Origin of the sequence: Bradyrhizobium sp., assembly GCF_049512235.1 — a bacterium.
Lineage (GTDB): Bacteria > Pseudomonadota > Alphaproteobacteria > Rhizobiales > Xanthobacteraceae > Bradyrhizobium.
In genome coordinates this window covers 17,164-29,969 of the sequence record NZ_JBEKXH010000055.1, presented here as the reverse complement: position 1 = coordinate 29,969, position 12,806 = coordinate 17,164, and the positions used below count along the sequence as shown (strand labels likewise).

The 12,806-nt window shown below is 62.5% G+C and carries 11 protein-coding genes and 1 tRNA gene; 9 read left to right on the top strand and 3 right to left on the bottom strand.

Features of this window, described 5'->3' with window-relative positions; all coding sequences use genetic code 11:
• Positions 1–137: 137 nt before the first annotated feature.
• Positions 138–296 carry a hypothetical protein gene (locus ABSG20_RS07790; RefSeq protein ID WP_423863918.1) on the bottom strand — a complete coding sequence of 53 codons (159 nt, stop codon included), beginning with the start codon at positions 294–296 and terminating at the stop codon, positions 138–140.
• Here ABSG20_RS07790 and ABSG20_RS07785 point away from each other — a divergent pair.
• From ABSG20_RS07785 to ABSG20_RS07760, 6 genes are all read left to right on the top strand, one after another.
• Positions 295–1,029 (top strand): SDR family NAD(P)-dependent oxidoreductase, encoded by a 735-nt coding sequence (locus tag ABSG20_RS07785; RefSeq protein WP_423863917.1) that lies wholly within the window; start codon positions 295–297, stop codon positions 1,027–1,029. The genes ABSG20_RS07790 and ABSG20_RS07785 overlap by 2 nt on opposite strands.
• A gap of 114 nt (positions 1,030–1,143) precedes the next feature.
• Entirely contained in the window at positions 1,144–2,166 is a 1,023-nt protein-coding gene (locus ABSG20_RS07780; RefSeq protein WP_423863916.1) for an ABC transporter permease, read from the top strand.
• Positions 2,167–2,234: 68 nt separating this feature from the next.
• The gene (locus ABSG20_RS07775; protein WP_423863915.1) at positions 2,235–3,269 is read left to right on the top strand and encodes a sugar ABC transporter substrate-binding protein; all 1,035 of its coding nucleotides are present in this window, start codon (positions 2,235–2,237) and stop codon (positions 3,267–3,269) included.
• A gap of 69 nt (positions 3,270–3,338) precedes the next feature.
• Entirely contained in the window at positions 3,339–5,489 is a 2,151-nt protein-coding gene (locus ABSG20_RS07770) for an ABC transporter permease (RefSeq protein ID WP_423863914.1), read from the top strand.
• Positions 5,490–5,492: 3 nt separating this feature from the next.
• Entirely contained in the window at positions 5,493–6,614 is a 1,122-nt protein-coding gene (locus ABSG20_RS07765) for an SMP-30/gluconolactonase/LRE family protein (protein ID WP_423863913.1), read from the top strand.
• Positions 6,611–8,176: a sugar ABC transporter ATP-binding protein gene (locus ABSG20_RS07760; protein ID WP_423863912.1), complete on the top strand. Its 1,566-nt coding sequence runs from the start codon at positions 6,611–6,613 to the stop codon at positions 8,174–8,176. The genes ABSG20_RS07765 and ABSG20_RS07760 overlap by 4 nt, the downstream gene beginning before the upstream one ends.
• Before the next feature lie 66 nt (positions 8,177–8,242).
• Here ABSG20_RS07760 and ABSG20_RS07755 read toward each other — a convergent pair.
• Together ABSG20_RS07755 and ABSG20_RS07750 are read right to left on the bottom strand one after the other, a co-directional pair.
• Positions 8,243–8,319: transfer RNA gene (locus ABSG20_RS07755), tRNA-Arg, on the bottom strand.
• A 200-nt stretch (positions 8,320–8,519) separates the two neighbouring features.
• Positions 8,520–10,004, bottom strand: a complete 1,485-nt coding sequence (locus tag ABSG20_RS07750; protein ID WP_423863911.1) for a sensor histidine kinase — start codon at positions 10,002–10,004, stop codon at positions 8,520–8,522.
• Between the two features lie 373 nt (positions 10,005–10,377).
• On the opposite strand from ABSG20_RS07750, the gene rpmH reads away from it, so the two are divergent.
• Genes rpmH through yidC form a run of 3 tightly spaced genes read left to right on the top strand, consistent with a single transcriptional unit; the run spans position 10,378 to position 12,800 of the window.
• Positions 10,378–10,512, top strand: a complete 135-nt coding sequence (gene rpmH, locus ABSG20_RS07745) for a 50S ribosomal protein L34 (RefSeq protein WP_008542748.1) — start codon at positions 10,378–10,380, stop codon at positions 10,510–10,512.
• A 25-nt stretch (positions 10,513–10,537) separates the two neighbouring features.
• Positions 10,538–10,927, top strand: coding sequence for a ribonuclease P protein component (gene rnpA, locus ABSG20_RS07740; RefSeq protein WP_423863910.1), 390 nt, complete (start codon positions 10,538–10,540; stop codon positions 10,925–10,927).
• Positions 10,917–12,800, top strand: coding sequence for a membrane protein insertase YidC (yidC, locus tag ABSG20_RS07735; RefSeq protein WP_423863909.1), 1,884 nt, complete (start codon positions 10,917–10,919; stop codon positions 12,798–12,800). The genes rnpA and yidC overlap by 11 nt, the downstream gene beginning before the upstream one ends.
• Positions 12,801–12,806 lie beyond the last annotated feature (6 nt).

Below are 12,806 nucleotides of genomic sequence, written 5' to 3'. Positions count from 1 at the left end.
TCCACCACGAAGGTTTCGCCGGGATCGACGCTGGCGATGAAGCTGTCGTTCCCGGACAGGGCATATTTGATATTGTTGGCTTTGCTGACCCGCTTGGACATGTTGCACTCCCGAGCTGTTGTACGGCCGATTGTAAATCAAAGCTGACGGCGCCACGGCATCAGCAGCCGCTCGATCTTGCCGGCAATAAACGTCAAAATCAACGCCAGTGCGATGGTCTCACGGTTGACAATGTGCCCGTCAAGCCGGATCAGGCCCAATGATTTATACAACCGACCTGATCGGGAGAGCGGCATGGATGAGCTGAACTTTGCAGGCAAGAGGCTTCTGGTGATCGGTGGCTCCAGCGGCATCGGCAACGGAATTGCGCAGGCGTTTCGCACCAGGGGGGCGGATGTTCACGTCTGCGGCACGCGCGCCTCGGCGAAGGACTATTCCGCCGAGGAAGGCTCCGCGCTCGACGGCCTGCACTACGCTCGGCTCGATGTCGGCGACCCCAGTGCGCTCGATACGTTCAAGCCGGCATTCGATCGGCTCGACGTGCTGGTACTCGCGCAAGGCACCGTCATCTACAAGCGCGGCGAGTTTGAAATGCAGGGATTTCGCAGGGTGCTGGAGATCAACCTGATGTCGCTGATGGCCTGCAGCGCGAAATTTCATGGGATGCTGAAGGCAAGCCAGGGATCGCTCATCATCGTCAGTTCGACGGCCGCCTATCATTCGACCAAGGGAAATCCGGCCTACAACGCCTCCAAGACCGGCGCGGTGGGTCTCACCCGCACGCTGGGACAGGCGTGGGCCGAGGATGGCATTCGGGTCAACGGCATCGCGCCGGGGCTTGTCGACACCAAGCTGACCAAGGTCACCACGGAAAATCCCGGGCGGCTGCAAGGTGCCATCCAGAACATTCCGATGAAGCGCCTCGGCACGCCGGCCGATATGGCCGGTGCCGCCTTGTTTCTGGCCTCGTCCCTGGCTTCCTACATCACCGGTCAGACCATCGTCGTCGACGGCGGCCTCATTCTCTGATCTTCCGTTCAAGACCGGGCAACTCGGACTTGCTTGCAAAGCCACGCCGGGGCACGATGAAGGCAAGCGAAGCGGGCAACCAGCCAAGCACAAAAACCGGGAGGCGCGATTGCCATGGCGTTGGATGCGTCGGCTGACAGTGAGCATGGAGTTATCGGCAGTCTGTTCGGGCAGCTTTTGAAGAAACCGTCGCAGGAGCAGATTGTGCTGTTGCTGACGCTGGGGCTGTTATTGGTCTTCAGCTTCACCCTGCGGGACTTCTCTTCGATCACCAATCTGCTCAACCTGGTGCGCAGCATTTCCATTCTGGGCATCCTTGGTCTCGGAATGGGGCTGATCGTCATCAGCCGCGGTATCGATCTGAGCATGGTTTCGATCATGGCCGCCGCATGGTCTATCCCGCTGGTGCAGATCGAACACGGCATGCCGATCGGCTGGGCCGTGCTGCTCTCCCTCTTCATTGCCGTTCTGATCGGGACCGCCAACGGCATCATCATCGCCTTTGTCGAGGCGCCTCCGCTGTTCGTGACGCTCGCGGCCAGCTTCGTCATCTATGGAATGGCGTTCTGGATCGCGCCCGCATGGGTGGTCTATGCCCCCAAGAATGCTCCGATGCTGCTTTATCCGGGACAGGGGCTGCTGCTGGGCATGCCGATGCCCATCATCGTGTTTCTGGTTGCGACCATCGGCATGCATTTTTTCCTGTCAAAAACCTCCGTCGGACGGTTCGTCTATGCGCAAGGCGACAATCCCGAGGCCGCCCGGCTCGCAGGTATCGGGCTGCGACCGCTGATCGTGCTCGAATACCTGATCGTGGCGCTGCTGGCCTGGCTCGCTGGACTGGTCTGGATCGGTACGACCGGCAGCATGCAGATGTCGATCACGCAAGGCACGATGGTGTTTGACGTCATCCTCGTCGTCGTGCTGGGCGGCATCAGCCTGATCGGCGGCCGCGGCAGCGTATTCAGCGTTGTGGTCGGCTGTGCCCTGATCGGCACGCTGCTCAACGCCTTCACCATCATGGACGTCAACAGCGAGGTCCAGAACATCATTCGCGGTGTCGTTCTGCTGGCAGCCATCCTGCTCGACAACTGGCTGCATCCCCGCGACGAGGAGACAGCGCGCCAGGGCGACTGATGGGTTAATCCGGCTTGGGCCGGCAATAAAGGCAAATCGCCTGTTTCAAACGAGGAGGAGACCAGATCATGATGAGTAGACCACTGCTGGCGGGGACCGCCATCGCGCTCGCCTGGGCCGCAATCCTGGCGGCGCCATCTGTTGCCGTTGCGCAGGACGAGGGTGGAACCAAGGCGGCCCATGAGCTGCGCGCCGACTACGACAAGTCGGTCAAGGGCAAGACGATCGCCTACCTGCCGATCACGCTGGCGGCGCCGATTGCCGCCGAATGGGGTCGCATGATCGAAGAGGAAGCCGCCTGGCGCGGCATGAAATATGTGGTCCGCGATCCCAATTTCGACAGTGCGGCGCAGCTGCAGGCGCTGACCGCACTGGTCAACGACAAGGTCGACGTGCTGATCGTGCAGAATCCCAGCGTGACGCTGCTGACCAAGGAGATGAAGCGGGCCGAAGCCCAGGGTACGCACGTCATCCAGATCAACATGGCGTCGAATTACAAATCGGACGCATTCGTCGGCGCCGACTGGCACGAAGTCGGCCGCCTGCTGGCCGACGAGGTGGTCAGCCAATGCGGCACCGCCTCCGGCAAGTCCGGCAAGGTGCAGATCGTGCAGGGCGAATTGACGGCTGCGGCGAGCGTGGACCAGGTTGGCGCCATGCTGGATGTGTTCAGCAAGGACAAGAACATCAAGGTGGTCTCGAACCAGGCCGCCAATTGGGACGCCAACACCGCGCTCAACATAACCGCCACGGTGATTCAGCAGCATCCGGATCTGTGCGCCAGCGTCGGCTTCTGGGGCATCATGGAATCAGGTGCGGCGCAGGCGATCCGCAACGCCGGCAAGATCGGCGAGGTCAAGATCTACGCGTCGGGGGAGGGTTCGCAACTGGATTGCGATCAGATCAACCAGGGCAATTTCACCCGGTTCCTGAACTACAAGTCGACCGAGCAAGGCCATGACCTGGTGGCCGCCGCGGTCACGCTTCTGGAGACCGGCGTGAAGTCCGGGACGCAGCACCTGGCGTATTTCACGATGCCAGTCTGGGTCGACAAGACCAATGCCAGCGGCGCCAATTGCTTCGCATTGCCCAAGGCGAAGTAGCGCGGCAGCAATGGCTGGCGCTCCCGCCGGACAAGCGGCGGGAGCGAGCCGTCGATGGAGTCCGGACTGATGTCGATGACAACCCTGGATACCACCAGCTTCTCGAAGCGGCTTCGGGCGAGTTACTCGCCCCGGCTGCTGCTTTCGGAATTGCTGATGAAGCAGTGGTTCGAGCCGATCATTCCGTTCACGCTGATGCTCGGGCTGCTGATCTATTTCGCCGCCACCGTTCCGGGATATGCCAGCTTCGACAACTTTCAATCGCTGATGCGGCTGTTCGCGGAGTTCGGCTTCGTCGCGCTCGGGATGGCATTCTGCCTGATTGCCGGCGGCATCGATCTCAGTGTCGGCGCCAACTTTGCGCTCTGCAACTTCGCCGCGCTGTTCTTTCTGTTCGTCATGGGATGGCCGGCCTGGCTGGTATCGATCGCCACCCTCGGGGTCGGAATCGCGATCGGCGGCATCAATGGGATATTGATCGGCTACATCAAGGCGCGCCCGTTCCTCACCACGTTGGTGACGCTGATTATCCTGCGCGCCTCGGTCAACATCCTGAGCGAGAAATACGCTACCGTCTTTGCGACGAATTCGGTCGAGAGCGACGCCTGGGACTATCTCGGCGAAGGCTTGGTGCTTGGCGTTCCCGTCAACGCCGCGGTCTTGATTCTCGTGCTGATCGTCGGACACGTCTTTCTGAGCCGGTCACGCTATGGCTGGCACATCACCGCGATCGGCGCGAGCCGCAAGGCGGCGCGCCACGCCGGAATTCCGGTGGAGCGAATGTTGTTTGCGACCTACGTGCTGTCGGGCGCGCTCTGTGCCGCCGGCGGTATCTTCTATGCCGCGCGGCAGGCCAGCGCGGATTCCAGGACAGGGGTCGGCTGGGAATTCCAGGCGCTCACCGCCGTCGTGCTGGGGGGCGTTTCTCTTGCCGGCGGCAAGGGCACGGTATGGCGGGCTATGATTGGCGCGATCATCATCTTTGCTCTGACCAACGGTCTGGTCCGCATGGGCATCCCCGGCTATGTCACTTCGGGTATGATCGGCATCATCCTGCTGGTCGCCGTCGGCATCGACGTCAAATGGGCCAAGAACCGCGGCAAGGCGGTGCAGAAGATCTACGTCAACCCGGCCGAGGTGACGCTGGCGTCCGCGCCATCGCTGCGGCGCGACAGCGGCACGCCGTTCGCCCAGAACGACCGGCTGCTCCAGGCCGAAGCGATCGGATTGGACCAGGTGGAAGGACCCGAAGACGTCATCCTCGACCGACAGGATCGGGTTTACGGTGGCACCCGGGACGGCAACATCATTCGTTTCTCCGGGCCGAACCTGGAACACCGCGAGGTCTTCGCCCATATCGGCGGTCGGCCGCTCGGGATGCAGTTCGACAAGGACGAGAATCTGATTGTCGCGGTCGCCGGAATGGGTGTCTACGGCGTCAAGCCGAGCGGTGAAGTGTTCAAGATTACCGACGAGACCAATCGCACCTGGTACAAGTTGAACGACGACAGCCGGCTGCGCATGGCCGACGATCTGGACATCGGTCCCGACGGAAAAATCTGGTTCAGCGACTGCACCACCCGTTACGAAATGACGACCAATACGCTCGACATCATCGAAGGACGGCCGAATGGTCGCCTGGTCGTCTATGATCCGGCGACCCGTAAGACCTGGACCGCCATCAATCACTTTCACTTTCCGAATGGAATTTGCGTCGCTCACGACGGCCGTTCGGTTCTGGTTGCGAGTACAACGCTGTGCCAGGTGTTTCGCTACTGGATCGAAGGGCCGAGGAAGGGTGAGATCGAGCTTCTGATCGAGCATCTCCCCGGCTTCGTGGATAATATCAACCGGGCCTCCGATGGCAACTATTGGCTTGCCCTGGTGGGCATCCGGTCTCCGGCTTTCGACCTCGCGATGCGCAAGCCCGGCTTCCGGCTGCGGATGGCCAAGCAGGTGCCGATCGACGAATGGTTGGCCCCCGGTCTCAACCATGGCTGCGTGCTCAAATTCACCGATGGCGGCGATGTGCTGGAGTCCTACTGGGATCCGACCGGGATAAATCACTCCACCCTGACCTCGATGCGCGAGCACAAGGGCTACCTTTATCTTGGCGGGCTGGAAAACAACCGTATCGGGCGGATCAAGCTGAGGGATGCCGATCCGACATGGTCGGGGTTCGAGGCGTACTGGGGCAACAAGCGTCGCGACAAAGGCTAGTCCATGGGGTTCCTCACCTATTTTTGGCGCGACGTCGAGCAGATCATGTTCCCGATGCGGGAGCAGCATGCGATTCCATCGATGGACGGCGCGCTCAGTCCAAATGACCGGCTGGATGCTTGCAGCCCGATCGGCGAACCGATTGCCGGCGCCGATGACGTGGTCGAGGGTCCGGATGGCGCGCTCTATGTCTCCGGCGGCAGCCAGGTATGGCGTCTGGCGGGCGAGGGCTACCTCGATCGCGGAGTTTTCGCGACCTTCGATGGCAATGCCGGCGGACTTGCAATTCATCCGGACGGCCGGCTTCTGGTGTGCGTTTCCGGTCATGGCCTGGCTGCGGTCGATGGCGCGGGCAAACAGACCTGGCTGCTGCAGGCCGGCGATCAGCCGCTCAACTGCCTGACCAGCGTCGCGGCGGCGCCGGATGGCAACATTTTCCTGTGCAACGGCAGCAGCCGGAACGTCGCCGAGGATTGGTGCGCCGATCTTCTGCAGAAGAACCGGCTGGGGTGGCTGGTCGGTTGTGGACCAGGGCTTGACCGGCCGACCGTGTTGCGGCGTGACCTCGCTTATCCCCATGGTCTCGCCATTGCGCCGGATGAAAAGACGCTGTGGTTTACCGAAAGCTGGAGCCATGGCGTCAGTCATGTTCCGCTGCAGGGGCAGCAAGTCGGATCGGTGACGACCGCGAACGGCAATCTGCCCGGCTATCCTGCTCGCCTTGCCAAAGCCGCCGCCGGCGGCTTCTGGCTCAGCTTCTTCGCCGTGCGAACCCATCTCATCGAATTCGTGCTCCGCGAGGACGATTATCGCGAGGAGATGATGCGAACCATCGAACCCCGGTACTGGGTAGGCCCCTCATTGACATCTGGCGAGGATTGCCACGAGCCGATGCAATGGGGCGGGCTCAAGGCGCTCGGGATTCAGAAGCCCTGGGCGCCGCCCCGTTCATACGGCCTGCTCGTACGCATCAATGACGAAGGCGACGTGACGCAGAGTCTGCACAGCCGGGTCGGCGGCCGCTATCACGGCATCACCTCCGCATGCCAGACCGGGCAGGGCCTGGTGATCGTGTCAAAAGGCAGCGGCTGCGTTCTGCTCGACCGCGCGGGAGGTCGGGGATGACGGAGGTTCTCGCCGCCCCGGAGCGGGTCGCTGCGCCGGCTTCCAACAGCAGGCAGCCGGTGCTGCGCGTGATCAATGGCAGCAAGATCTATGGCGGCGTGCATGCCATCGAGAATATCGATTTCGATCTCTATCCCGGCGAAGTCCACGCCCTGGTCGGCGAAAATGGCGCCGGCAAGTCGACACTCTGCAAGGCCATCGCGGGAGCGATCAAGCTGACCTCAGGCGAACTGTATGTCGACGGCAAGCTTGCCAATTTCGACAAGCCGGGAGACGCGCTCAAGGCCGGCATCTGCATGGTCTATCAGGAAACCAGCCTGGTGCCGACCATGTCGGCAGCCCAGAACATCGAGCTTGGCAACGAGAAGCTGCTCACCAGCTTTCGCACCCTCAATATCCAGGCCCAGCAGCTGCTGCAGTCGCTCAATTTCCACATCGATCCCGCGACGCCGGTGGCGCTGCTCGGCACCGCCAAGCGTCAGATGGTGGAAATCGCCCGCGCGGTCTACCACAAGGCGCGCATCATCATTTTCGACGAACCGACCGCCAGCCTGACGCCGGAAGAGATCGTTCATTTTTTCAACCTGGTTCGCGATCTCCGCGGCCGCGGCGTTGCCATCATCTACATCTCCCATGCGCTCGAGGAATCCCTGCAGATTTCCGACCGCGTCACCGTGCTGCGCGATGGCAAGCTGGTGGTCACCGCGAAGACGGCGGAGATGACGCGCGAGAAGCTGGTGCGGCACATGGTCGGCCGCGACATCACGCAAACGCATTATGCCCGCGCGGCCGAGGTCGCCCGCGGCGGTGCCGCCCGTCTCACCCGCGGAGAGAAGGTACTGACGGTCGAGAACGTCACCATGGGCATGGTGGTGAAGAACATGTCGTTCTCGGTCTATGCCGGCGAAGTGGTCGGCATCGCCGGACTGATCGGTTCCGGTCGCACCGAGATCGCCAAGATCATCTTCGGCGCCCTGAAGCGCAATCTGATCAACGGCGGCACCATCAAGCTGCGTGGCAAGCCGGTGCGTTACCGCGTGCCGAAACAGGCGATCGACGACGGCATCGCCTACATCACCGAAGACCGCAAGCTGAACGGCTTCTTCGAGACCATGGTGGTGGACGACAACATCTATATCGGCAACCTCGCCACCAAGGCCGGCTGGCGCTTCCTGCTTTCGAAGCTCGTCCGCAACACGCTCGCCGGCCGTTGGGTGGAGCGTCTGAAGATCAGCACGTTGCAGCGCAAGGCGAAGATCGTCGAGCTTTCCGGCGGCAACCAGCAGAAGGTGGTGGTGGCGAAATCGCTGGTGCAGGATCCTTCGATCGTGATCTTCGATGAACCGACGCGGGGCGTCGACGTCGGCACCATCCCTGAGATCCATGCCCAGATCCGCCGGCTCGCCGAGGAAGGCAAGGCGGTCGTGGTGATCTCGTCATATCTGCCCGAGGTGCTGAGCATCTCGGACCGCATCCTGGTCGCCCGGCTAGGTCGCATTGTGGCCGAGTTCGACGCCGCCGGCGCGACCGAAGACAAGATCATGTATGCCGCAATTCACTAGCCCGTCGCACGTCAGTCCAGAAGCAGCTCCGCGCGGGCGCTGGTCGCGTGGTTCGGGACCTTTAACTGGCGCGCCCGGAACGATTCGAACGTCCGACCCCCAGATTCGTAGTCTGGTGCTCTATCCAGCTGAGCTACGGGCGCGTGTTTCGCCGACATTTCAGGGGCGCAAGGCCCCGGCGATGCCGCATGCAGTCGGAAAACGTGTTCTGCAGGTCGCGAAAGCGCGCCATAGCTAACGGCTCCGGCGGGGCTTGGCAAGCTCTCGAAAGCGGCATCTGGAGGATATCCGCGCTTAGGGAAATCGGCCAAATGGCGGTCAAATCAGCCCAATCACGAGCTGCTCAGGCCCGCGCGCGTTCGCTGCGGACGGTCAGGAGTTCCACCGGCCGGTCCGGGACCACGATCCGGAAAGTGGCGCCGAGGGTGCCCTCGACCAGATGGATGTCGCCGCCATGGGCGCGCACCAGTTCGGCGGCGATCGTCAGTCCGAGCCCGCTGCCGCCCGGCCGGCCCGAGGTCTGGAAGGCCTCGAACAGATGAGCGCGGGCCTTGGGCGACACGCCGGGGCCGGTGTCGGAGACCTCGATGATCGCGACCGCGCCTTCGCGGCGCCCCGTGATGCGTATCTGCTGGATGGAGGCGTCGCCGCGCGGCCGGTTTTCCAGGGCCTGCGCCGCGTTGCGCACGAGGTTGAGCAGGACGCGAAACAGCTGATCCGGATCGGCGTCGATGGTCAGGCCGCGCTCGATCGCGGCGATCCAGGTGATCGAATTGTCCGACCCGAGGCCTGCGGACTCGCGGACCTCGGTGACCACGGGCTCGATCAGGATCATGCGACGGTCGGGCGCCGCCTCCTGGGCGCGGCCATAGGACAGCGTCGACTGGCAGAACGCGATGGCGCGCTCCAGCGAGCGCATCAGTTTCGGCGCAAAGCGCTGCACCCGGGGATCGGGCACGCTGGCGAGCTGGTCCGAAATCAGTTGCGAGGACGCCAGCAGGTTGCGCAGATCGTGGTTGATCTTGGAAACCGCGAGCCCAAGGGCCGCGAGCCGGCTCTTCTGATGCAGCATCGACACCAGGTCGCGCTGCATGTCGGACAGTTCGCGTTCGGCGACGCCGATCTCGTCGCCGCGCCGGCTTGGAACAATGATCCGCGCCGAGCTTTCGGGATTTTCGTGAAAGTCGACCAGGTTCGCCGTCAGGCGCCGCATCGGCCGCACGAACAGATAGTGCAGCGCCAGATAGACCAGTCCGGCGGTGAGCGCTGCGATCCCCAGCGAGACCAGCAGCAGGTTGCGTGAAAACCGGTACATCGCCTGGCGCAACGGCAGCTCGTCGATCACGACCTCGATGAATTGCCCGCCGCCTTGCGCCGGGCCGATCACCCGGATCGCCTGGTTGCCGCTTTCAAGCATGACCTGAAAGGAATCGACGATCGCCGACCACACCGTCATCTCTCGCATGTCGACATCGTGATCGATCGCCGGCGGCAGATCGGCGCTGGCCAGGAGCCGGCGCTGCTGCCCCATCTTGATGGCCACCGCGCGCGCGCCGATGCTGCGCAGGATCTGCCGCGCCAGCGAATCCGGAACCATGCCCGAGGGGGCGGCATCGAGCACCAGCGCCGCGGTGTTGGCTGCCGCCAGCCGGTCGTTCAGCCGGTTCATCCGGAAGTTCGCGATGGCGGGCACGTAGATCAGCATTCCGGCGATCATGACCAGGGGAATGGTGAGCAGCAGCAGCTTGCCGGACAGGCCGAGCCGGCGCGCCGGCTTTGGCCGCCGCGATTCCGTTGTCGGCTGTTCGTCGGTCACGGACACGAGCATCTGCCTTCAAACTGTTGCGCGGTTGAGGATGCGTTCTGCTCCCGGGCCGGTCAAATTACGGTTCGCTAATGTCGGGGTGTTCCGCAAGCCGATGGGACACCCGTCTGGCAGCTGTATTTCACCCAGGGAAACACCCGCGAATCCCGATCTATTCGGACGAATCTAGCCGTTTCCGGGCACCTCGAATACGGCATCCCGCAACATTGACGAAAACCGGTCGCTCCCTTATAAGCCCCGCCAACTGTCCGCGGTGGCCCGGCACGACCGGGACGGCTTGATTTGGCCGGAAAACGGCCCTCTTCGGGCCAGTCAGCATCTGCAGACTTGACTCTCATTCATCAGGCAGAATTGCCCGGTCAGCGGAGAACGACCCGTGAAGCGGACTTATCAACCCAGCAAACTGGTGCGCAAGCGCCGTCACGGCTTCCGTGCCCGCCTTGCGACGGCCGGCGGCCGCAAGGTCCTCGCCGCCCGCCGCGCGCGCGGCCGCAAGCGTCTGAGCGCCTGAGCCGGGCTTCCCGGAGATTGTCATCATGGATCGGCTGAGGCAGCGGGCGGACTTCCTCGCCGTTGCCAGTGGCGCGCGGATCAACCGTGCCGCCTTTTTGCTGCAAAGCCGCCGCCGCGACGATGACGGACCGATCCGGGTCGGCTTTACCGTCACCAAAAAGAATGGCACTGCCACCGAGCGCAACCGGATCCGGCGCCGGCTTCGCGAATTGGTGAAGCGGCTGGATGTCCTATCCATGCGACCGCACAGTGATTATGTGCTAGTCGGCCGTCGTGCCGCGCTCACTTGCGACTTTGCCACCATGCTCGACGATCTCCGCTCGGCGCTGCATCGCCTCGACCGGCAGCCCTTCACCCGCGTGATGCCCGCGGTAACCGAATTGAATGACGAGACCTTGAATGATGTCCGATAATAATCGCAATACCATCCTCGCCGTCATTCTATCGGGCCTGGTGCTGATCGCGTGGCAAGTTTTCATTAACGGGCCGCAGATGGAGAAGCAGCGCGCCGCCCAGCAGGCCCAGAGCGAGATGGCGAAACAAGCCGCGGCGCAGGCCGCAGGCACGACGACGCCCTCGACCCCGCCATCGGCCGGCACCAGCCCGGCGCCGGCCGCCAATGCACCCGCGATCAATCAGCCGGCCTCCACCGCCCCCGTCATCGACCGCGAGGCCGCGATCGCCACCCTGCCCCGGGTCAAGATCGACACCCCGCGGCTGTCCGGCAGCATCTCGCTGAAGGGGGCGCGCATCGACGATCTGTCGCTGGTACAATTCCGCGAAACCGTGGATCCGGATTCGCCGGCGATCGTGCTGTTTTCGCCTTCGGGCACGGCAAGTCCCTATTACGCGGAATTCGGCTGGGTGCCGGCGAGCGGCTCGACGGTGCGAATGCCCGACTATAACACGATGTGGCAACAGGAAGGTTCGAACAGCCTGACGCCGTCGAGCCCGGTCACGCTGAAATACGACAACGGTGACGGTCTCACCTTCCGGCGCACGATTTCGATCGACGACCACTACCTCTTCACTATCAAGGATGACGTCACCAATGTCGGCAACGCGCCGGTGACGCTGTATCCGTTCGCGCTGATCTCGCGGCACGGCACCCCGAAGGTTGCGGGCTACTACATCCTGCACGAAGGCCTGATCGGCTATCTCGGCGACCAGGGCCTGCAGCAATACAGTTACAAGAAGATCGACGACGACAAGACAGTCAGCTTCAAGGTCACCGATGGCTGGCTCGGCATCACCGACAAGTACTGGGCCTCGGCGCTTTTGCCCGACACCAACGCCCAGTTGCAGGCGCGGTTCTCGTCGAATCTCGTCGGAGCCGTGCGGACCTATCAGACCGACTACCTGGAGGATCCGCAGACCATCGCCATCGGCGGCACCGGCAGCGCCAATGCGCGGCTGTTCGCCGGCGCCAAGGAGGCCAGCGTCGTCGGCATCAATTTCGCGATCGGCGGTTTCGGCGGCTACACCAAGCAGCTCGGGCTCAACCATTTCGATCTCATGATCGACTGGGGATGGTTCTATTTCATCACCAAGCCGATGTTCCTGGCGCTGGACTTCTTCTATCATCTGGTCGGAAATTTCGGCATCGCCATTCTGCTGGTGACGGTGATCGTCAAGCTGTTGTTCTTCCCGCTCGCCAACAAGTCCTACGCCTCGATGGCCAAGATGAAATCGGTGCAGCCGCAGCTCGCCGCGTTGAAGGAGCGTTATCCCGACGACAAGGTGAAGCAGCAGCAGGAAATGATGGAAATCTACAAGAAGGAGAAGATCAACCCGGTCGCCGGCTGCCTACCCGTGGCGCTGCAGATTCCGGTGTTCTTCTCGCTCTACAAGGTTTTGTTCGTCACCATCGAGATGAGGCACGCGCCGTTCTTCGGCTGGATCAAGGATCTGTCGGCACCCGACCCGACCAATCTGTTCACCTTGTTCGGCCTGCTGCATTTCGATCCGACCCAGCTGCCGCTGTTGGGGCACTACCTCGCGCTCGGCGTCTGGCCGATCATCATGGGCATCACGATGTGGTTCCAGATGAAGCTCAATCCGACGCCGCCGGATCCGACGCAAAAGATGATCTTCGACTGGATGCCGTTGATCTTCACCTTCATGCTGGCCGGATTCCCGGCGGGTCTGGTGATCTACTGGGCGTGGAACAACACGTTGTCGGTGCTGCAACAGAGCTTCATCATGCGCCGCAATGGCGTGAAGGTCGAATTATTCGACAATCTCAGGGCGACGTTTGCTTCGAAGAAGGTCGAGTCTAAAACCTGACGAACA

Excerpts from the sequence above, each read along its gene's own strand:
- yidC (WP_423863909.1), top strand. The coding sequence starts at position 10,917 with ATGTCCGATAATAATCGCAATACCATCCTCGCCGTCATTCTATCGGGC.
- ABSG20_RS07765 (WP_423863913.1), top strand. The coding sequence starts at position 5,493 with ATGGGGTTCCTCACCTATTTTTGGCGCGACGTCGAGCAGATCATGTTC.
- ABSG20_RS07750 (WP_423863911.1), bottom strand. The coding sequence starts at position 10,004 with ATGCTCGTGTCCGTGACCGACGAACAGCCGACAACGGAATCGCGGCGG.
- ABSG20_RS07790 (WP_423863918.1), bottom strand. The coding sequence starts at position 296 with ATGCCGCTCTCCCGATCAGGTCGGTTGTATAAATCATTGGGCCTGATC.
- ABSG20_RS07780 (WP_423863916.1), top strand. The coding sequence starts at position 1,144 with ATGGCGTTGGATGCGTCGGCTGACAGTGAGCATGGAGTTATCGGCAGT.
- ABSG20_RS07770 (WP_423863914.1), top strand. The coding sequence starts at position 3,339 with ATGTCGATGACAACCCTGGATACCACCAGCTTCTCGAAGCGGCTTCGG.
- ABSG20_RS07760 (WP_423863912.1), top strand. The coding sequence starts at position 6,611 with ATGACGGAGGTTCTCGCCGCCCCGGAGCGGGTCGCTGCGCCGGCTTCC.
- ABSG20_RS07775 (WP_423863915.1), top strand. The coding sequence starts at position 2,235 with ATGATGAGTAGACCACTGCTGGCGGGGACCGCCATCGCGCTCGCCTGG.
- rnpA (WP_423863910.1), top strand. The coding sequence starts at position 10,538 with ATGGATCGGCTGAGGCAGCGGGCGGACTTCCTCGCCGTTGCCAGTGGC.
- ABSG20_RS07785 (WP_423863917.1), top strand. The coding sequence starts at position 295 with ATGGATGAGCTGAACTTTGCAGGCAAGAGGCTTCTGGTGATCGGTGGC.